This window comes from Psychrosphaera sp. F3M07 (genome assembly GCF_018860345.1).
GTDB lineage: Bacteria > Pseudomonadota > Gammaproteobacteria > Enterobacterales > Alteromonadaceae > Psychrosphaera > Psychrosphaera aquimarina.
The window spans coordinates 705-20,929 of record NZ_JAHKPJ010000013.1; the positions used below are offsets into that span (position 1 = coordinate 705).

A 20,225-nucleotide genomic window follows, 5' to 3' on the forward strand; every position below is an offset into this window, starting at 1 on the left:
CAGCTTACAGCTTACAGCTTCTAAGCTTGCTTAATTTCAAAACTATGAGTAATGGTCGCGGCTTTTTCTAACATTTTTGCAACTGAACAGTATTTGTCGGCAGAGAGGTTTACTGCACGCTCAACGTGTTTCTCAGCGACATCAGTACCAGTAACAACAAAGTGTAAGTGAATAGTCGTGAATACTTTAGGCACCGTTTCAGCGCGTTCTGCACTTAATTCAACATCTACGTTTTGAATATTTTGACGGGCTTTTTCTAGGATAGAAACAACGTCTATGGCACTGCATGTTCCTGCAGACATTAATACCATTTCCATTGGAGATGGTGCGCCACCTTCTCTGTCGCCATCCATTACTATTTTGTGGCCAGTTTCTGAATGACCAACAAAGGCCATTCCGTCAATCCAAGATACTTTTGCTTTCATTTTTTCTACTTCTAAAAGATTAATCTAGTAATTCAACAATGGCTGAATCAAATACATTTTTTATTAAACCAGCAAATTCATGGATAAATTCCGCTTGTTCTTCTGTGGCGTGGTTTGTCCAATATTCAGCTAATACTTGTTGGATATCATAAACGATACCGTCAACTTCACGCACTATGATAGCTCTGTGATTAGGCTCTAATGCTTCTTGTTGAGTACACAAGGTGATGATTTGTTCGGAAAGTTCTTCTTCAATCAAGGTTTCAACCGTTGGCATGTCCGTAACGGGTGCCGTTGTATTATGAAAAATTGATTTGCTGGTGGTTAAATAATCTATTAGTTGATCATATGCTGGTTTGTCTGTGACCATTGTAATACCTATAGGTTAAGTTGGTTCAGCGGAAAAAATTAAAATGCTGAACCAAGATTATACCTAATCTAACCTTTTACGTTGGTACTTTCAAAGATCTTATCTGCAGATGCTGCAACAAATCCTGTGTAAAGCTCTCCAGAAGGCAGTGGGTAACGTAGTGCAAACTCATAAAAACAACTAGGTATAGTGAATTCACCATCACTAAATGTGGTTGTTGCAGAGTCGGCCATGGTTGAAGATTGTTCTAATAAAACCTCAGCCGAACCTTTAATTTCACCGCCTGAACTATTTAATACAAAACCAGATGTTTTTAGTTTTTCATTAACTTGTTCAATAGTTGTATATTGGCTAAGTTGATTGATGCTAACGGTAAAGTGGTTTGCTCGGTAACCCCAAGCAGCCATCCATGCAGCGTATTCACTTTCTTCTAATAACATTTGATATTCAGCATGGCTAATTTGCCAATGAGTGCCTGAATACAAAAAGTTGTCAGCGGTCACTGCATCTTCTGATACTTGCTCAACCATTTTATGAATAATGGTTTGTACTTTCTCAGGGAATTCTTCAACTAATAATTCACTAATAAATACTTTAGGTAATTCGGTATTTGGGTGTTCGTAGTGTTTGGCTTTTAATTTTTTGGCAACAAAATCATAATCGCCACAATCTTTATAACCTAGCGCTTCAAAATGAGCCGCGAGTTTAGCTAAGTTTACTTTACCAATATTAAAGGTACGTAATGCAATGTGGTCATTAATGACGTCTTTACCATTTTGCTCACCTAACAGCGCGTGAATCTTGTCAGCTGAAGGGGTGACTGCTAGGTAATTTTGCCAAAGGTTATCAAAAAGTTGGTTAACATTGTTATGCATTATTTTGTTTCCTAAACAATGAAAGTTAAAAGGTAACTAAGTTACCTTTTAACTTGTGTAATGATTAATTAGATAGAAAGGCCTGGGCTTAGTGTTGCAGGCAGTTCGACTTCTTCAAGTTCCACAGAAGCAACTGGGTATGCACAATAATCAGCAGCATAATAAGCACTGGCTCTGTGATTACCACTTTGTCCAATGCCACCAAACGGAGCAGCACTACTTGCTCCGGTAATTGGACGATTCCAGTTAACAATACCAGCACGGATACGGCTTAAGAATCGGTCGTATAAAGCTGCATCATCACTTAATAAACCAGCAGATAAACCAAATGAAGTATCATTAGCAAGTTCAATTGCTTGGTCAAAAGTAGAGAATCGGAACACTTTTAATAATGGGCCAAAATGCTCATCATCTGGGAAGTTTTTGATATTAGTACAGTCGATGATACCCGGAGAAACAAAACCAGTTTCTTCTTTTAAATGTACTAGCTCAACGAGTACTTTACCGCCCATAGCGACCAGTTCTTGTTGAACAGCAACCATACCTAAAGCAGCATTTTCAGAGATCATTGATCCCATAAATGGTTCAGTAGCGCCTTCAGCCAAAGAGTCTCCAACAACGATAGCTTTAGTTGATTCAATCAGCTTAGCTAATACGGCATCACCTTCAGGTCCAACTGGCAACATTAAACGACGAGCACAAGTACAACGTTGGCCGCTTGTTACAAATGCTGACTGGATAATGTCGTGAACAACTGCATTAGTATTGCTTGCATTTGAAACGATTAGTGGATTATTACCACCCATTTCTAACGCTAATATTTTACCCGGCTGTGCAGCAAATTGTTTATGCAATATGTGGCCAGTGCCAGAGCTACCCGTGAAGAATAGTCCATCGATTTGAGGATGATTTGCTAATGCTTTACCGGTCTCAACTTCACCTTGTACTAAGTTTAATACGCCTGCAGGAATTCCTGCTTTTTCCCATAACTCAACCATAAGTTGAGCAAACATAGGTGTTAATTCGCTTGGTTTAAACACGACGGTGTTACCCGCGATTAATGCTGGCACTATGTGACCATTTGGTAAATGACCAGGGAAGTTGTAAGGACCATAAATAGCCACTACGCCGTGTGGGCAGTGACGTAACATGGCTTTACCAACTGGCATTGCGTTTTCTTTAGTACCCGTACGTTCAAAGTAAGCCTTCTCTGAAATCGCAACTTTACCAATCATAGCGCCAATTTCAGTGCGGGTTTCCCATAACGGTTTACCAGTTTCCATCGCAATGGCTAATGCCAATTGTTCTTTATACTCGCCTAATAATTCTGCGAATCGCTTTGCGATAGTTAAACGTTCTTCAACGGTTTTATCAGCCCAAGGTAAAAAAGCGGCTCTTGCGGCTAATACAGCGTCGTTCACTTGCTCAACTGTCGCTGATTTTGCTTGCCACAGAGGCTCATCAGTCGCAGGGTTTACAGATTCTAAATCATGTCCAAGACCGGCATGCCATTGACCATTAATAAATTGGCCATCGATAAATTTGTTTTCAGATTGAGTCATTGTTTTACTCTCTATATTAATTTAACTGCACGAACTTGCTTACCCGCTGAAACTTTTAATATTTCAGCTATTTCTTGGGTGATCTTAATGGTTTGCAAAGTTTCATCTAATTGTGCTTTTACTGCCGTTGCTCGGAACAACTCAACTTCTAAGTTAGACAACATGATGTAGTCTTCACCTGTTAATTGGTCAACGATTTCAACGGTGTATAATTCACTATTTTGTACACTGCGTATTTGTGATAAATCAGCTTCTACCGTAGGGCCAGCATCAAAAATATCCACATAACCTTTCCAACTAAACCCTTCAGATTTTAACAAGTTTAGAGCGGGAGCTGTATTTTCGTGAACTTTACCAATGACATCTTGTGCCGCTTGGGATAACAAGTTTACATATACCGGATATTTAGGCATTAACTCGGCGATAAATACTTTTTGGCCTATACCGGTTAGGTAATCTGCCGTTGGGAAGTCTAATGAGAAGAAGTTGTCTTCTAACCATTTCCAAAACGGTGAGTCGCCATTGTCATTTGATACACCACGCATTTCTGCGATAACCGTATCAGAAAAACGAGATTTATTTTGTGCTAAAAATAAAAAGCGACACTTACTTAATACTCGACCATTTACTCCTTGGCGATACGGCTCTCTAAGGAATAGGGTGCATAACTCAGATGCACCTGTGTAGTCATTACAAAGTGTCAGAATTTCAGCTGTGTTATAAACGTTTAATTCTCGGCTGTTGTGTACAACTTTACTTATATGGTAGTGATAAAACGCATCATTTAAACCAACAGAAGATTCGATGCCACTGGTACCCATTATTTTACCAGTTTCAGTATCTTCCATTACAAACAAGTAACCATGGTCACAAGGTGCGTCGCCGACGGCCTCTTTAAAAGATTTTTCAGCGTTATTTATTTTGTTTGCGATTAACTCTTCATTTACAGGTAATGAAGTAAAGCCATGGCCTGATTCAACTGCGATAGCGAGTAAATCTGCATAGTCTTTTTGTTGTATAGGACGCACTACAAACATGCCGTATTCCTTCTAGATAATAAAGCCAATGCTAGGCATTGGCTTTTTATTCATTGAATTAAATTATGCGTTTACTATTGCTGCAACGGCTGACTCAAAACGAGCTAACCCTTGTTCAATGTCTTCTAAAGGAATAACAAGAGATGGGGTAAATCTGATAACGCTTGCACCTGCAACTAAGATCATTAAACCTTGATCAACAGCGGCGTTTAAAAAGTCTTTAGCACGACCTTGGTAACTTTCAGTTAATTCAGCACCAATTAACAAACCTTCACCACGAATATCAGCAAACACGTTATATTTTTCGTTGATGGCTTTTAATCCATCTTTAATGATAGCTTCACGTTGTTTTACACCGGCTAAAACTTCTGTTGTGTTAACTGTGTCAAATGCAGCTTCGGCAACGGCACATGCTAATGGGTTACCACCGTATGTTGAACCGTGAGTACCAATTTTTAAATGCGTTGCTAATTCAGTAGTTGTTAACATAGCGCCAATTGGGAAACCACCGCCAAGGGCTTTAGCCGTTGTTAAAATGTCTGGCGTAACACCTAGACCCATGTAAGCGTATAATTCACCTGTACGGCCAACACCAGTTTGAACTTCATCAAAAATCATAAGTGCATTGTGTTTGTCACAAAGGTCACGTACACCTTGCATAAATTCTTTAGTTGGAGAAATGATCCCACCTTCACCTTGAAGCGGTTCAAGCATAACTGCACAAGTGTTATCAGAGATAAGCGCTTCTAAGCTTGCTAAGTCATTGTATTCTGCGTGATCAATGTTACCAGGCTTAGGACCAAAACCATCAGAGTAAGCCGCTTGGCCACCAACAGTTACGGTAAAGAAAGTACGGCCGTGGAAACCTTTATTAAAGGCGATGATCTGTGATTTTTGCTCACCAAAGTTATCTAATGCCCAACGACGTGCAAGTTTAAGTGCTGCTTCGTTTGATTCTGCACCTGAGTTTGCAAAGTAAACTTTTTCGGCAAAAGTAGAGTTCACTAATTTCTCAGCTAAACGTAATGCAGGTTCATTAGTCATTACATTACTAAGGTGCCAAATTTTTTCACCTTGTTCTTTTAATGCTGCGACTAAGTTAGGGTGACAATGACCCAAACAATTTACGGCGATACCGCCAGCAAAGTCGATATATTCTTTATCATTTTGATCCCATACTCGAGAACCTAACCCTTTAACTGGAATTACTTGTGAAGGAGAATAGTTTGGAACCATTACTGAATCAAATAACGCTCTGTTTACTGTCATTTCTTAGTCCTTAATAGGTGTTGTCTTAAATATAGAGTAATACCAATTACATTAATTTGAAGAGTTGGTTGGCATTTAATATCGCTGTTAAAATTAACATCATAATTAATGACGTTAACATCCACTCTTAATCACTTTAATGTAACGGCTTACATTACTTTTGACATGATAATTAGTACAAATTGAAGTGATTATTGCAGAAAAAATAACAGAAGTCTTCCCCTCAAAATGGTGTGGAATGCCTTTAAATTCGGGCGATTCAATATATTCTCGATAAATGTGAATAATTATGATGTTGTTTAAAATAGTTAGTTCAAACAATAAACAAAGGGAGATTACGCAGAATAGACTAGGGGTGAAGTGGTTTGGTGATGGAATGGGCAACTTGTTGTAAATGCAAGATTTGCATAGTTGCCCACAAAAATTATTTTGAATATTTAATATTTGTTAGGTTAACTTTATTTAATTCACCAATTACGGCGTTGCCAATCTTGTAATTGGTCAAAAATATCTTAGCTTCATCAAGTTCAATCAAACGTGCTTTTTGCAATATTTTGTATTGTGAAAATGTACGGGCTTGCATTAATACTTGCGTCATTGGACTTGCTTGGTCAAAGGCAAGTTTGTCTTTGATTTCTTCTACAAACGGTGCAACAACTGCGTATTTCAAACCTAACTTTTCAAATACACGGTAAGAGATTTGATTAGAGAATTTAGTTAATGCATCACTAATAAAGTTAGGATCTATTTCTAAACCGTTTAACACGGTTTCTATATCGCGACGTCCATTTTTAAGGGCATCTTTCATTTGTGCTACACGTACAGTATCAAAAGCACGTAGATATAAACGTAAAGCTAATGACGTACCGATAGCATGGAATAAACCTAAGAAAAAGGCGACTACTTCATTAAGCTGGTAATACCTTGCTAGCTGTCTTGAACAATTCGCAGTGGCAACCACATACTGCCAGTAACGACCTTTGAAGGTGTTATATGGTTCAGTGCTGTGAGGTAAAAAATGTTGAGCAACCTGTGATAAAACAACTAATTTAGTGTTATCTAACCCCACGTAACGTATTGCCAAACCAAGGTTTTCAACTTTTGGTTTTATCGACTTAGCTTCGCGAAAAGGGGGGTTGTTGATGGTTTCTATAAAGTTGGTATTTAACCACGGAATTCTGGCAATAATCTGTTCAAAATGACTCGCTCCTGCTGCTTTGGCAGCACAAGCGTCAAATAACTTTGGGATTTCAGGCTCAAATTGTAATAACTCGGTAAAGATATAATCAGGATCAGCAACACGTTGTTCTAAATAGGTGAATAAGTTTTCATGAAAATACTCACTAACATAAACTTTAAATTCTTGTTTAGTTGCTTGTTGTTTTAATTTTTTCTCACGAGCTTTTTCTTCAATGTCTAATAATGAACGAGTTGAACTTTGTTTTAATTCATCACGATTAAACCCTAATCGAGACATAGCAAAGTCATCAGATAACAGTAAATCCATAAATCTAGATTCTACAAAAGACGCTGTTTTTTGATAATTAGGGTTATTCATATAATAATATTGTTCAGTTTAAGATATTTAATTTAAAACAAGTACATAGATTCTATTGAAATTTGATCAATATGCCAGAAAATTTGCTAATAATTTATGGCCAAATTGCGTCAGTACCGATTCAGGATGAAACTGCACGCCCACTACGGGGTAGCCTTTTAACTTCAAAGCCATGAGTTCATGTTTATTATTATTTTGATCACAACTCCAAGCCGTTGCTTGAATTTGATCTGGTAACGTATTTTCATCAACAATTAGAGAATGATAACGAGTAACCGTAAATGGATTGTCAATTCCAGCAAAAATATCACTTTGTGAATGCATGATATTAGAGGTTTTTCCATGCATCACTTTGTCTGCTTTGGAAACCACCGCCCCAAATGCTTGTGCGATAGCTTGATGACCTAGACACACACCCAGTATCGGCACATGTTTATAAAACTGAAGAATAATATCCTTTGATAAACCGGCTTGTTCTGGTGTACCTGGACCTGGTGATATAACGATATGATTAGGTTTTAGTTGTTTAATCTGATCAATCGTAATTTCATCATTTCGTTTTACGACAACATCTTGTCCCAATGTCCTAAAATATTGCACTAAGGTATAGGTGAAAGAGTCGTAGTTATCAATCATTAACAGCATAAAGTAATCTACAAAATATAAAAGGGCTGTTGTAGTGACCATCTATATAAGATGGTCATGAAAAACATATTTATGGCGTTACAAAACCAATTGCATCATAAACAGCCTTTAAAGTTTTTTCTGCTTTAGCGGATGCTTTTTCTGCACCAAGCGTCATTATTTTGCTTAGTTCAGTTTGATCATCTCTAATTTGATAAAAACGTTGCTGAATAGGTTCTATCATAGAGACTACCGCATCTGCTGTATCTTTCTTTAAATGACCATACATTTTATCTTCGTATTCAGGCACTAAGTCTGCAATTGACTTCCCAGTTGCAACACTTAGCAGTGTTAACAAGTTTGATACACCTGGTTTTTCTTCACGGTCAAAGTAGATACGAGCTTGCTCGTCAGAATCCGTAACGGCTTTTTTTAGTTTTTTCTCAATTTTCTTTGGTTCGTCTAATAACATGATAAAGCCATTCGGATTTTCATCTGACTTAGACATTTTTTTAGTTGGCTCTTGTAGGCTCATTACTCGTGCGCCAAACTCTGGAATGTAAGGTTCTGGCACCGTAAATACATCACCATGAATATTGTTAAAGCGGGTAGCGATGTCTCGAGTTAACTCTAAATGTTGTTTTTGATCTTCGCCTACAGGAACTTTATCCGCTTGATATAAAAGAATATCGGCCGCTTGCAAAACAGGGTAGGAAAATAAACCTACATTGATATTGTTTTGGTTTTTAGCTGATTTGTCTTTAAATTGCGTCATACGATTTAATTCGCCCATTTGCGAATAACAACTTAACGCCCATGCTAATTGCGCATGTTCTTTTACTTGAGATTGCACAAACAAGGCTGATTTAGTTGGGTCAATACCGCACGCTGTGTATAACGCGATACCGTCCAAAGTACGCTCACGTAAAGTTTTAGGGTCTTGACGTACGGTTATTGCATGTAAGTCTGCAAGCATAAAAAAACAGTCATGATCTTGTTGTAACGTTAACCATTGGTTAATTGCGCCAATATAGTTACCAATTGTCATCCCGCCGGTGGTTTGGATCCCACTTAAAACTGTCTGTGTCATAACTGTCTCATCATCTAAAACTTGTAATTACTATGGTTGGCGTTTATCTAAACTGACTTTAGTTACGCCGAAAAGTGCGACATTGTAACGTGAAAATGTACATGCGCAATCTAGCAAGGCACTTTATTTGTTATATCTAATCGTTAAGTTGCAAAAATGCCTGTTCAATGGCTTGTTTTCGGTTTTCTTGATTAAAAATGGCAGAGCCCATTACAAAAGTGTCCGCTCCAGCCTGTTGTATCTGTTTGATGTTGTTTTGATTGACGCCACCATCAACGGATATACGAATGTTTTTATCATGTTTTAACGCTAATTCTCTGACTCGTTTAATCTTATCTAATGAGCTTGGAATAAATGATTGGCCACCAAAACCCGGATTAACCGACATAATTAACACCATATCTAACTCTTCAATACATTCTTCTAATATGGTGATTGGTGTAGCTGGATTTAATACGAGTCCAACTTGGCAGCCTAACTGTTTCACTAAGCTAATTGAACGATGGATATGTTTGGAGGCTTCTGGATGAAAACTAATTGATGTCGCGCCCGCCTTCGCAAACTGTTCAATCATTGTATCAACAGGCTCAACCATTAAATGAACATCTATCGGCGCTGTAATACCGTGTTCCCTAAGGGCAGAACAGATCATCGAACCAAAGGTTAAATTAGGCACGTAATGATTATCCATGACATCAAAATGAACCCATTGGCAGCCGCCAGCCAATACTTCATTTACTTCATCGCCTAATTTAGCGAAATCAGCGGACAATATAGACGGAGCGATAATTGGTTTGTTGTACATTTTAACGTCTCTTATAATTTATGTATGTAAGCACCATGTTGGGGCGTTATAATGCACCAACTTGTGAATATTAAGGTGAAATAAATCCTACAATCAAAAAAAATATAACAATATCAATGATATATAATTCGGCATGTATGTTGAATTGGTATTAACAACTACAACACAAAAAAACTACAATAATTTCAGGATTAACAACATGAAAAATAACATGAAAAAAACACTTTTAGCTACCTTATTAGGTGCGACTACACTAGTTTCTTCAGTTGCACATGCAGAATTGTCTGCTAATGCATCAGTTGTATCTAATTACCTTTGGCGTGGTTTAGAACAAGCTGATGGTGGTCCAGCGGTTCAAGGTGGTCTTGATTACTCAAATGAGTCTGGTTTTTATGCTGGAACTTGGGCTTCAAATGTTGATTTTGGTGGCGACGCAAAAATTGAATTAGACCTTTACGGTGGTTACACAGGTTCGTTAAACGATAAGATAGAATTTGATGTTGGTTACGTTTTATTCGCATACCCAGGTGGTGAAGATGGACTTAACTTTGGTGAGTTATACGGTAACTTCTCAATGGATGCATTAACGGTTGGTATTGCTGTATTAGCTAATGCAACGGGTGCTGACTTTGGTGATAGCCTGTATCTTTCTGCTGATTATGCCATTCCTTTATCAAATGATTTTGAATTAGGTCTTCATGTTGGTTCTTACAGCGGTGACTTCTCTTCTGACACTATCGATATTGGCGCAACAATCGCAAAAGATTCTTGGGCAGTAGGTGTATCTAAAGTTGATGAAGGCGATGATGAAATTAAATTGTATGCAAGTTACGCATGGGATTTTGCTCTTTAATTACTAATGTAATTATTGATAAGTGCCGACCTAGTGTCGGCATTTTTGTTTGTGCAGCTTTATCAAAACTAAAAAATACGGACTATGCTTATCATTCTTAGAACGCAGTTTTGGAGATGTCATGAACCCCAATAATATTTTAGAGTCCGTTATAAAGTTACGCTCAGAGCTTGAGGTAACCGATGATATTGAGCCAGAAGTTTTAGAGCAATTAGAGTTATTTCACCGAGACATACAGAGCAAGATTAACTCCAATGAGTTAAAAGCCGAAGAAACCATTTTTGAACAATTACTAGAAATGGAAACTAACTTTGCCACTAACCATCCTGTTTTGGAAAAGTTAACTCGTGATGTTATTGATAGATTGTCGTTAATGGGGATTTGATTTCCCCATTTTTAATTATCAGTTGTCTAGATAATAGGCAGTTAATGAATAAAAACGATCTTTCTCCTGTACTGCCCTTTAATTCTGTCATATCGTCCATATCTCTTTTTGTAGCAATATATAGATAGCATTAAGTAGTTATGGACTTTTCTGCCTTAAATAAATCTGCCGCAAATTCTTTCAACCAACAAAAATCTTTAATTAAAAAGGTTTTGGCTGGTAAAAAAGTTAAGTGTAATAACTGTAATACGTTAATAAGCGTACATACGGGTGCAGATAGTGTAATGATAAAGTGTGAAAAAGATTGCACAGACATAAAGCTTGATGCTGAATTACTTAAATAAAAATTTGAGTCAGGAAAACTGACCAGGAACACATTGGAGAATAAAATATGGCCGTTAACTTTCAGGCTTTACATAAAGAAACGCATAATAAGATCAAAGTAAAACCAGTTCAATCTGTAGAAGATTTAGCAACACAACACGCATTAGGTGTTGTTGTACAAGAGTTTGCTTTAGCGGGTAATCAATACCCAATTGTATTTGTTAAAGAAAAAGATAAAGAAACATTTTTCCCAGTTGCTATTTTAGGTCTTGAGCCACAAACAAACTTGTTTGTTAGTGCAGACAACAAATGGGAAGGTATGTACATGCCAGCTCGTTATACTCACAAGCCATTCTCAGTGATCCCTAGTAAAGAAGATGCTAACTTGTTTGGTATCGCTATTAATATGGACAGCGAAATCGTTTCTGAAGAAGAAGGCCAAGCGCTTTTCAAAGAAGACGGTGAAGAAACAGAATACTTAGCAAGCCGTAAAAAGTCGTTAATCTCTTATGTTGAACATGAGCAAATTACCAAAGCGTTTATTGAAGAGCTAACTAAGTTTGACCTTCTACATGCTCAAAACATTAATGTTAAAGTGGGTGAGCAAGAGTTTAACTTAAATGGTTTGTTTATCGTTGATGAGAAAAAACTATCTGCACTTTCTGACGAAGATTTCTTAAGCTTACGTAAACGTGGTTTCTTAGGTCCTATCTACGCTCATTTAGGTTCTATGCACCAAGTAAATAACTTGATTCAAAAACAAGCTGCTAGAACAAAAGCCGCTGAAACTAAATAAGTTTATATTTCTTTATTAAGAAAGAAACATAAAAAAACCTCATTTTAGAATTTCTAATATGAGGTTTTTTTTGATTTAAATTTTATTCAGTAACTGGTTAGAAATAACTACCAAATAATATGTTCCACTCAGTGAACGTAAAGTGCTGAGACGCTTTGTCAGCGGTGAATTTGGTGGTTCTGATATCTTGCATATCAATGTAACCAAATTTTAATTCTGAACGGAAAAATAGTTTGTTATAGCTAAACTCTATGCCCGCTTTTACATGTGTGCCCCAACCAGCAAAGTGAAACTGATCGTGACGATCGTTACCAAGAATAGTTGCATTGGTTCTAGGTAACATACCACCGACACCAGCCCCTAAAATTCTAGAAATGCGGAAGCTCGGCGTTACGGCATGTAATTCGTCAAAGCGATTCAGTTCGATATTGATATAGTTCAAGCCGTCAGTATGTTCAAAAGCTAATAACGTTGGTACACCAAGTTTGTGATCATCGTTTGGTTCACCTCGGTTTCCTAAATAAACGCCTTCATTGTTATAGGTGCCGTCATGAATACTACCAACATTGATGTAACCGTCTATTTGGGCTGTTTGCTCTTGATCCATAACGTATTTCATATGGTCTACACCAAAAGAAATCGCATAATGATCAGCAATAAAATAACCAACTTTAAAGTTAGTTTGAGGCAAAGTCATACCAAGTGGATTTAGGTAAGGGTGAATACCAACCGCAGACGGTCGGTCTGATGCTGTCATATCATTAATAGTAAAGTCGTAATTCTCACCTCTAAAATGAACGTCAGATTTTGAGTAATACCCACGATTCCAACCCCAGAACGCATAAAATGACCCTTTTTCATGAATACCGACTTCTTTTTCTTCGGCGATAAGGTTGGTTGACATAGTCATACCCAAAACAATAAGACTTATACTAGAAAAAACTTTAAACACATTAAACTCCACTTAATTTTAAAAGTTTAAAATTAACGTTAAATAGCAACATTAAAATTAGGTGCGCATGCTAACTTATTTTGAGAAAAGTGGATATAGGGTATTTACTCGAAATTGTTTAAAAATGTATCTATTTTTCTTCGTAAGATTTAATCATTAATAGCTTGCCTACGTTTTACCCCCATAATTTTTTACAATCTTCGTTTTAATTGCCCTCAATTGCAGAGCTGAAGGCAAAAGTATTTCACTTTCATAAACGGCAATCCTACATACACAGAGCCTTTGTTGTTATTAACCCACAATTATTTTAAGGGGGTTACCAAATAAGAATGATAAAAATAGAGTAATTGTTCAAATTTCAATCGTTTAGTTATTAATGATAATGATTCTCATTTACTTGTTGTATTTTATTCATTACTCTTAACAAAAGTCATAACAACTTAACTTGGAAATTCGAATCATGGATCACAACAAATCAAATCCAAAACGAGCACTTGGTGCTCAAGCTGTTGCAGCCGCTCTTGCTATCACTAGCCCATTTTTATATGCAGAACAAGCTAATAGCAGTGATGTAGAAAAGGCATGTGCTGATAAAAATGATGTTAAATGCGAAATTAACCAAACTGAAGAAGCGATGGAAAAAATTCGCGTTCATGGCGTAAGAAGCTCAGTTTATTTAAGTGATGAGTCTGGCGATGTTCGTCGTATCGCTGCATTAGTTGATACGCCTCAGGTTATTACTGTTCTAACACAAGACCAAATTTTAGAAGCGGGTAAAACTGACCTTAAAGATATTTTGTCAGCGCAAGCTGGTGTTACTTTAGGTACGGGTGAAAATGGTAATGCATTTGGTGACCGTTACATCATTCGTGGTCACGAAGCGCGTAGTGACGTATTTGTTGATGGATTACGTGATCCAGGTATGAGTACTCGTGAAAGTTTTGCTACAGAACGAGTTGAGATCACTAAAGGTCCTAGTTCAACGTTTGCTGGACGTGGTTCATCAGGTGGTGCAGTAAACAGTGTTACTAAAAAAGCCTCTGTTGCTTATAACCTAGGGCGTGTAGAAGCCGGCTTAGGTACGGATGATTACTCACGTGTAACGTTAGATTACAACTTGCCGCTTTCTGATATCGCCGCGGTACGTATTAATGCATTAACTTCTGGTAAAGATAAACCTGGCCGTGAAGGCATATCGAGCGACAGAGATGGTTTACAGTTGTCTGGTGTTTATTTACCAACACAAAAACTGTCTTTCACTGCTGATGGCTATTATTTAGACGCTAAAGATGTATCTGACTTAGGCAGCTACTTTAACCGAGATACACGTAAACCTTTTGCAGATATCCCGGTTTATGCACAGGATTCAGATTTCTTATCTTCTGAAGTAAAAACATTTACTTTAAGAACAGAATACGAAGTAAGCGATAATGTTACGGTTTATAACGCAACACGTATTGGTGAAACTGAAAATGGTTACATTACAACAGGCGCAAGTGGTACAACTAGAGCGGATTCAGACCCATTTGCACCAGGTGTTGCGACAATCAGCTTAAGTACACACCAAGGTAATCAAAATGTTGAGTACATGAGTTCTCAGTTTAATTTATTCTGGAATACAGAATTATTAGGCTTACAAAACAACTTTGTATTTGGTGCTGAGTTTACTGATGAGAATGTAAGTAACGGTGTTTACGACATTGAAAGTAACAACCCAACTAACTGTGTAACCAGTGGCCGTCGTGGTGATGCTCCAAACTACTGTATTATCGATGGCAACGGTGATGTTGTAAGTAATATTGGCCAGTTAATGGGTAGAACTTATGTTGATGATTATGACGACGCGGTTATGAACATCGAGACCGTTTCTATTTACATGATGGATACAGTTAAATTAAATCCACAACTAGACCTTTATTATGGTGCTCGTGTAGACAGTTTTGATTATAGCAATGACACACAAAGACAGGGAACTGTTACCGCGTACGAATACTCAGATACTATGTACAACGGCAACATTGGTTTAATTTATGATCTGTCGGAAGATGTTAATGTTTATGCAAACTACAGTACTGCAACAAACATTAATGGTGGTGAGTCAGATTTAGGTGCAAGTTGTGGTTATGGTGGTGTTTGTGGTTCGGTTGATCAAGTTCCAGATTCGGATCCTGAACGTGTAGAAAATATTGAACTTGGCACTAAGTTTATGGCGTTTGATGATAAGTTTATGTTCACTGCTTCTGTATTCCAAATCACCAAGAGTGACGTTATGGAAAGTGTTGGTGACGATGACTATGCAACATTAGGCACGCTAAACACGGGTGAAAATAAAGTTAAAGGTATTGAAGTTGGTTTTGTTGGTGATATTACCGAACAATTAAGTGTTCAATTCTCTGCAACGGCTATGGATTCAGAAGTAACAGAGTCAATAAACGAGACTAGCATTGGCTTAGCATTGAGTAACTTTGCTGAAAACAGTGTTTATTTACAACTAAGATATGAAATTAACGACAAGTTTGTAGTCGGTGGCGATTATGCTTATCAAAGTGAAATGTATGCCGGTCAGCCAGATACCGCGGCTGGTTACGATTTTACTAACAACCAGTACAGCATTGTCGTACCTGATTACCAAGTTGTTAACTTATTTGCTAACTATTATGCAACTGATGCGTTAACGTTTAGATTAAATATTGGCAATGCCTTTGATGAAACATATTATACTGCCGCATATCGCAGTGGTGCATTTATGTATTTAGGTAATGCAGCGAGTACTAAACTAACCGCAACTTACGAGTTTTAACGATAGAGAGACAGCATGATTGTTATTGAACCTTTAATTTCTGCCCAAGACGTTAGCTACTTTCGTCAACAGTTATCTGAATTGCCTTGGCAAGATGGAACTAATACTGCAATGGGCATGGCGTCATCGGTGAAAAATAACAATCAAGCTGATAGTTCTGATGCCAAAGTTCGCCAACTCTCAAATGAGTTGTTGGCGAAACTTGGTCAACATCCCACATTAATTTCTGCGGCGCTACCGCATAAAATATTCCCACCTGTTTTTAACCTGTACAGCGAAAGCCAAGAATATGGGTACCATGTAGATGCCGCCATTATGCGAATTCCTGGTACACAAGAAGTATTACGCAGTGATATTTCAATGACTGTATTTTTGAATGATCCTAACGAGTATGAAGGTGGTGAACTTGTTATTTCCACTGAATTTGGCGAACAACAAGTTAAATTGCCAGCAGGGCATGCGGTTGTTTATCCGTCGAGCAGCTTACACAAAGTGAATGCGGTTACTTCAGGTCAACGTGTTGCAGCCATTACGTGGATGCAAAGTATGATAGCGGATACCAGTTTAAGACAAACCTTGTACCAATTAGATCGTAGTATCCAAAACCTAATTGCAGATGATAAAACCAGTCGAGCAGAATTAGATCGTTTACATAACGTTTATCACAATTTAATCCGCCAGTTCTCTCAACTAGGATAAAGCTAAGCGTTAGTCAAATAAGCTTGAGTTATAAAGGTTAATAAACAATTTTGTGCGTATTTCCGATAAAGTTGCGTATGATAAGTTAGTGTTATTATTCAAACTTTTGTTAACTAGGATTTAGTGGCTATGCACTCGCACTCTTCTCATGACGGTCATCACCATCATCACGATCATAGTGATCAATCTTCAACCCAAATAGCTTGGGCATTTTTTCTCAACTTCACCTTTACTATAATTGAGTTTATTGGCGGTTATCTTACTAACAGTACTGCTATTATGGCCGATGCTGTGCATGACTTAGGTGATACGTTATCCATAGGTAGTGCTTGGCTGTTAAATAAATTAGGTAATAAAAAAGCTAATGAATCATACAGTTATGGTTTTAAACGTTTTTCTTTACTGGGGGCTTTATTAAATGGCGTGATCTTAATCATAGGTTCTACTTGGGTATTGATTGAATCTGTATCTCGGTTGTTTGATCCTCAAATGCCAATGGCTGAAGGCATGTTCTTTTTAGCGTTGTTAGGTATTTCCGTGAACGGTTATGCAGCATATCGATTAAGCAGCGGTAAATCATTAAACGAAAAAATGCTGAATTGGCATTTAATCGAAGATGTTCTTGGATGGGTTGCCGTTTTAATTGTTTCTGTGGTGTTGATGTTTGTTGAGTGGCCGTTATTAGATCCTATTTTATCTATCGCGTTTACCCTGTTTATTTTGTTTAATGTGGTTAAGTATTTACGCAGTACTTTTACGTTATTTTTTCAAGCCACGCCTGATCAAAAGCTACTTAATGATATTCAAAAGGAACTAACTCGTGATGAATTAGTTGTGAATACACATCATCTGCATTTATGGTCGTTAGATGGTGAACAACACGTATTAACGGCTCACTTAGAATTATCACAAATGGTTGAGGCCAATAAACTGTTTACTTTAAAACAAGAGATTGCGGCTAATCTTGCACCATTTAACTTGGCGCATACCACTATAGAGTTCGAGTTCCCTGATGAGCAATGCAGAGATGAAATGGTAAGTGACTCAGAACACGAACACCACGAGCATGAGCATCATTCACACAGTCATTAATGACTGTGTGAAGGCTCATTTGATTGACAAGAAGAGACTAGCCTGTGTGTTTTATTGTTTATCAACAGGGGCGGCCATTTGTTCCAATGGCTGAATTTTCACTTTCCGATTACCGCCCAATTCAGAATATAACATCGCAGTAATGATCAAGCCTGCGCCCAACCAACCTTGTACTCCCAAATGCTCAGACAATATAAAGTAAGCTGAAACGTGTGCAAAAATAGGCTCTAAAGCAAATACCAAGGCTATTTTGTGTGGCTCTATCAAACGTTGACTCGAGGTTTGCACCCAATAAGCAAAGGCACTAGATAACACTCCAGAATACACTATGGCAGCAATAACTCTAGGTTCTGATATTTGTTGCCAGATGCTAGCGTACTGTTCATATCGTCCAATACTATTTTCAACAAACGCGGTAAAAATACAATACACGGCCACTGCGCCTAATTGAACAATGCTAAAACGTATTACAGGGAATTGATGGCTGTATTTAGCCATAAAAGAAATATGCACGGCGTAACAAGTGGCACCAAGAGCAACCAGAATATCACCTTTATTGATAGTGAGATTATCGCCTATGGTTAAAAAGTATAAACCGGATGTCGCTAGAACGACAGAGACCCAAACCTCAAATCCAACTTTGTTTCGATATAACAAATAGCCAATAAGTGGAACCAAAGGCACACATAAACCAGTGATAAACCCTGTATTTGAAACGCTAGTGTAATTAAGTCCTTCGGTTTGCAAAGTAAAACCTAAAAACAATAATGAACCTAAGCCAAATCCGGATTTAAATAAACGAGTACGTTGATAGTTCTCGGTAGGCGATTTTTTCCCAGTGATAAACCAAAGTGGTAATAATACTAAAGCAGCCAGACTGAATCTAAATGCATTAAAAACACTGGTAGGCATAATATTGATAGCATCATCAATAACAACAAAACCTAAACCCCAAATGGCATTTACTGCCACTAACGCCCAAAAGGCCATTCTTTTAGTTTGTATCAATGTGGTGTTCTCTTAAAAAATATACTTCGATAATGCTGATAAGCTTTGACCCTAATTAGGATATTTGAAATACTGAGGTCAGATCTTAAATCAGCTTTGGTAGTTTATCTTGTTCGACAAGTTTGTTGTTAGCATAATTTTAGTTATTTCGATTGTAATACAATCGTTTACGGCTATTGCTGCGCCAAGCAATGATCATCAACTTGATATACAGCATATTCAAAGTGAACATAATCATAGTGATGATTTACAGTTAAAAAATAGCAGTGTGATACAACAAGAACATAATATATCCGACTGTCATCATTGTGGGCATTGCACTGGTACTCATTTGTCTTGGATATTAGTGAAAAGTGTCATAACGCCAATTTCAGCCGTTAATATTCAATTTATCCCATATCAAAATTCAGCTTATAGCGAAGTTTTCGAAGCTTCCTTTAGACCACCTAGATCTTAATTTATTTATCAAATACTTGAGCCTTTTGGCTCGCCATTAAAATAAATAATTAAGAGATTTTATGTATACATTAAAAAACAATACAGGTTTGTTCCTGTGTGTCTTTATGGCTGTGACTTTTATGATCACAGCTCCATTAGCCGCTGCGTCTAAGTTCGCTTTGCTTGAGCAAGAGAATGCCCAAGAGAATGAAACTGATCATGAAGAGGGGATTAACTTAAGTGCTGCTCAAATGAAGATTGCAGGTATTAAGGTCAAACCTGTTATTTCAAAAATACAATACAGTACGATTTACGCGCCAGGTGAAGTGAAAGCGAACGGTTATAAAAGTTATGTTGTTTCACCTCGGACTGAATCCGTCATTATCAACAGACATGCCATATTAGGTGAACATGTTGAAGTTGGGCAGAAACTCGTCACCTTGTTTAGCGAGTCAATGGCACAAGCACAAGCCGATTATTTAATAGCGTCTACTGAATGGCATCGCCTGCAAAAACTAGATAGCCAAACAGTGAGCGAAAGCCAATTAGTCTTGGTTGAAACTACCTTTAATGCAGCTTATGGCAAGCTCATCGCATTTGGTTTAACTGAGCAAACGATTAAAGATATTACCAATATAGATACTCGATTATTTGGTCAATATTCGTTGGTTGCTCAAAGTGCGGGTGTGGTTTTGCAAGATGACTTTTACCAAGGTCAACGTGTGGCGGTAGGTGATGTCGTTATGCTGTTAGCCGATGAAGATGACTTATGGGTAGAAGCGAAAGTATCTCCTAACAAAAAACTTAATGTCTCCATTAATTCTCCAGCGGTTGTTTCTTTGGGTAATCAAGATTACACAGCCAAAGTCATTCAAGAAGCTCACACCATAGATCCCATTACCCGCACAAGAACCATACGCTTGTCGGTAGATAACCATGAAGATAGTTTGCACTCAGGCATGTTTGTCAAAATAAACTTTCAATTTGCCACCACCAATAAAGTAATGGCGGTGCCAGAAGAAGCTTTGGTACGTGGTGCTGATGGAGATTGGATTGTTTTTGTTGAAGATCATCCCGGTGAATTTAATGCGGTAGAAGTAGAGCTTGGTCGAGCGTTGGGTGACTTAAGAGAGATTAAAGGACTGATAAGTGGCACTCGCGTTGTGACTCAAGGGGCATTTTTTGTTGCCTCAGAAAAAGCCAAAGGCGGATTTGATCCGCATAACCATTAAGGAGTCTGTTATGTCTAATAAAACTAATTTT

Annotated in this window: 20 protein-coding genes; 8 read left to right on the forward strand and 12 right to left on the reverse strand. The window is 37.7% G+C overall.

The annotated features are described in order from the left end of the window. Positions 1-20: 20 nt before the first annotated feature. From KO505_RS06185 to rpe, 10 genes are all read right to left on the reverse strand, one after another. Positions 21-425, reverse strand: coding sequence for an OsmC family protein (locus tag KO505_RS06185; protein WP_216054585.1), 405 nt, complete (start codon positions 423-425; stop codon positions 21-23). A 19-nt stretch (positions 426-444) separates the two neighbouring features. Next, entirely contained in the window at positions 445-795 is a 351-nt protein-coding gene (locus KO505_RS06190) for a DUF3802 family protein (RefSeq protein WP_216054586.1), read from the reverse strand. 68 nt (positions 796-863) lie between these two features. Continuing rightward, positions 864-1,670: a DUF1338 domain-containing protein gene (locus KO505_RS06195; RefSeq protein WP_216054587.1), complete on the reverse strand. Its 807-nt coding sequence runs from the start codon at positions 1,668-1,670 to the stop codon at positions 864-866. 68 nt (positions 1,671-1,738) lie between these two features. Then, the gene (gene astD, locus KO505_RS06200) at positions 1,739-3,232 is read right to left on the reverse strand and encodes a succinylglutamate-semialdehyde dehydrogenase (protein ID WP_216054588.1); all 1,494 of its coding nucleotides are present in this window, start codon (positions 3,230-3,232) and stop codon (positions 1,739-1,741) included. An 11-nt stretch (positions 3,233-3,243) separates the two neighbouring features. Then, positions 3,244-4,269, reverse strand: a complete 1,026-nt coding sequence (gene astA / locus KO505_RS06205) for an arginine N-succinyltransferase (protein WP_216054589.1) — start codon at positions 4,267-4,269, stop codon at positions 3,244-3,246. A gap of 63 nt (positions 4,270-4,332) precedes the next feature. Next, complete coding sequence (locus KO505_RS06210; RefSeq protein WP_216054590.1) at positions 4,333-5,538, reverse strand: aspartate aminotransferase family protein; 1,206 nt, start codon at positions 5,536-5,538, stop codon at positions 4,333-4,335. 424 nt (positions 5,539-5,962) lie between these two features. Beyond that, positions 5,963-7,096, reverse strand: a complete 1,134-nt coding sequence (locus KO505_RS06215) for an HDOD domain-containing protein (protein WP_216054591.1) — start codon at positions 7,094-7,096, stop codon at positions 5,963-5,965. A 66-nt stretch (positions 7,097-7,162) separates the two neighbouring features. After that, a complete protein-coding gene (locus KO505_RS06220; RefSeq protein WP_216054592.1) occupies positions 7,163-7,741 on the reverse strand; it encodes an aminodeoxychorismate/anthranilate synthase component II in 579 nt (192 codons plus the stop codon). Between the two features lie 70 nt (positions 7,742-7,811). Further along, positions 7,812-8,810 carry a tryptophan--tRNA ligase gene (gene trpS / locus KO505_RS06225; RefSeq protein ID WP_216054593.1) on the reverse strand — a complete coding sequence of 333 codons (999 nt, stop codon included), beginning with the start codon at positions 8,808-8,810 and terminating at the stop codon, positions 7,812-7,814. Between the two features lie 136 nt (positions 8,811-8,946). Continuing rightward, entirely contained in the window at positions 8,947-9,615 is a 669-nt protein-coding gene (rpe, locus tag KO505_RS06230; RefSeq protein ID WP_216054594.1) for a ribulose-phosphate 3-epimerase, read from the reverse strand. Positions 9,616-9,826: 211 nt separating this feature from the next. Between rpe and KO505_RS06235 the strand changes: the two genes are divergently transcribed. From KO505_RS06235 to KO505_RS06245, 3 genes are all read left to right on the forward strand, one after another. After that, positions 9,827-10,468 (forward strand): TorF family putative porin, encoded by a 642-nt coding sequence (locus tag KO505_RS06235; protein ID WP_252731674.1) that lies wholly within the window; start codon positions 9,827-9,829, stop codon positions 10,466-10,468. A gap of 121 nt (positions 10,469-10,589) precedes the next feature. Then, on the forward strand, positions 10,590-10,853 hold the full coding sequence (locus KO505_RS06240; RefSeq protein WP_216054595.1) for a DUF4404 family protein: 264 nt from the start codon (positions 10,590-10,592) through the stop codon (positions 10,851-10,853). Positions 10,854-11,244: 391 nt separating this feature from the next. Next, complete coding sequence (locus tag KO505_RS06245) at positions 11,245-11,973, forward strand: SapC family protein (RefSeq protein ID WP_216054596.1); 729 nt, start codon at positions 11,245-11,247, stop codon at positions 11,971-11,973. Between the two features lie 97 nt (positions 11,974-12,070). Here the strand turns inward: KO505_RS06245 and KO505_RS06250 are convergent, their stop codons facing one another. Next, positions 12,071-12,877: a hypothetical protein gene (locus tag KO505_RS06250; RefSeq protein WP_216054597.1), complete on the reverse strand. Its 807-nt coding sequence runs from the start codon at positions 12,875-12,877 to the stop codon at positions 12,071-12,073. Positions 12,878-13,385: 508 nt separating this feature from the next. Between KO505_RS06250 and KO505_RS06255 the strand changes: the two genes are divergently transcribed. The 3 genes from KO505_RS06255 (at position 13,386) to KO505_RS06265 (ending at position 17,516) form a co-directional block, all read left to right on the forward strand. Further along, positions 13,386-15,725, forward strand: a complete 2,340-nt coding sequence (locus KO505_RS06255; RefSeq protein WP_216054598.1) for a TonB-dependent siderophore receptor — start codon at positions 13,386-13,388, stop codon at positions 15,723-15,725. Between the two features lie 15 nt (positions 15,726-15,740). Continuing rightward, complete coding sequence (locus KO505_RS06260) at positions 15,741-16,424, forward strand: Fe2+-dependent dioxygenase (RefSeq protein ID WP_216054599.1); 684 nt, start codon at positions 15,741-15,743, stop codon at positions 16,422-16,424. A gap of 129 nt (positions 16,425-16,553) precedes the next feature. After that, positions 16,554-17,516: a cation diffusion facilitator family transporter gene (locus KO505_RS06265; protein ID WP_216054600.1), complete on the forward strand. Its 963-nt coding sequence runs from the start codon at positions 16,554-16,556 to the stop codon at positions 17,514-17,516. Between the two features lie 51 nt (positions 17,517-17,567). Here KO505_RS06265 and KO505_RS06270 read toward each other — a convergent pair whose 3' ends face one another. Continuing rightward, positions 17,568-18,524, reverse strand: coding sequence for a DMT family transporter (locus tag KO505_RS06270; protein ID WP_216054601.1), 957 nt, complete (start codon positions 18,522-18,524; stop codon positions 17,568-17,570). 109 nt (positions 18,525-18,633) lie between these two features. On the opposite strand from KO505_RS06270, the gene KO505_RS06275 reads away from it, so the two are divergent. Both KO505_RS06275 and KO505_RS06280 read left to right on the forward strand, forming a co-directional pair. Further along, positions 18,634-18,981, forward strand: a complete 348-nt coding sequence (locus tag KO505_RS06275) for a hypothetical protein (RefSeq protein ID WP_216054602.1) — start codon at positions 18,634-18,636, stop codon at positions 18,979-18,981. 61 nt (positions 18,982-19,042) lie between these two features. Further along, positions 19,043-20,194, forward strand: a complete 1,152-nt coding sequence (locus KO505_RS06280; protein WP_216054603.1) for an efflux RND transporter periplasmic adaptor subunit — start codon at positions 19,043-19,045, stop codon at positions 20,192-20,194. Positions 20,195-20,225 lie beyond the last annotated feature (31 nt).

Bases quoted from the DNA above. Each gene is read 5' to 3' on its own strand.
- KO505_RS06265 (WP_216054600.1), top strand. From the start codon at position 16,554: ATGCACTCGCACTCTTCTCATGACGGTCATCACCATCATCACGATCAT.
- astD (WP_216054588.1), bottom strand. From the start codon at position 3,232: ATGACTCAATCTGAAAACAAATTTATCGATGGCCAATTTATTAATGGT.
- KO505_RS06245 (WP_216054596.1), top strand. From the start codon at position 11,245: ATGGCCGTTAACTTTCAGGCTTTACATAAAGAAACGCATAATAAGATC.
- trpS (WP_216054593.1), bottom strand. From the start codon at position 8,810: ATGACACAGACAGTTTTAAGTGGGATCCAAACCACCGGCGGGATGACA.
- KO505_RS06240 (WP_216054595.1), top strand. From the start codon at position 10,590: ATGAACCCCAATAATATTTTAGAGTCCGTTATAAAGTTACGCTCAGAG.
- KO505_RS06215 (WP_216054591.1), bottom strand. From the start codon at position 7,096: ATGAATAACCCTAATTATCAAAAAACAGCGTCTTTTGTAGAATCTAGA.
- KO505_RS06260 (WP_216054599.1), top strand. From the start codon at position 15,741: ATGATTGTTATTGAACCTTTAATTTCTGCCCAAGACGTTAGCTACTTT.
- KO505_RS06185 (WP_216054585.1), bottom strand. From the start codon at position 425: ATGAAAGCAAAAGTATCTTGGATTGACGGAATGGCCTTTGTTGGTCAT.
- KO505_RS06235 (WP_252731674.1), top strand. From the start codon at position 9,827: ATGAAAAAAACACTTTTAGCTACCTTATTAGGTGCGACTACACTAGTT.
- KO505_RS06195 (WP_216054587.1), bottom strand. From the start codon at position 1,670: ATGCATAACAATGTTAACCAACTTTTTGATAACCTTTGGCAAAATTAC.
- KO505_RS06280 (WP_216054603.1), top strand. From the start codon at position 19,043: ATGTATACATTAAAAAACAATACAGGTTTGTTCCTGTGTGTCTTTATG.
- KO505_RS06210 (WP_216054590.1), bottom strand. From the start codon at position 5,538: ATGACAGTAAACAGAGCGTTATTTGATTCAGTAATGGTTCCAAACTAT.
- KO505_RS06220 (WP_216054592.1), bottom strand. From the start codon at position 7,741: ATGCTGTTAATGATTGATAACTACGACTCTTTCACCTATACCTTAGTG.
- KO505_RS06255 (WP_216054598.1), top strand. From the start codon at position 13,386: ATGGATCACAACAAATCAAATCCAAAACGAGCACTTGGTGCTCAAGCT.
- rpe (WP_216054594.1), bottom strand. From the start codon at position 9,615: ATGTACAACAAACCAATTATCGCTCCGTCTATATTGTCCGCTGATTTC.
- KO505_RS06190 (WP_216054586.1), bottom strand. From the start codon at position 795: ATGGTCACAGACAAACCAGCATATGATCAACTAATAGATTATTTAACC.
- KO505_RS06250 (WP_216054597.1), bottom strand. From the start codon at position 12,877: ATGTCAACCAACCTTATCGCCGAAGAAAAAGAAGTCGGTATTCATGAA.
- astA (WP_216054589.1), bottom strand. From the start codon at position 4,269: ATGTTTGTAGTGCGTCCTATACAACAAAAAGACTATGCAGATTTACTC.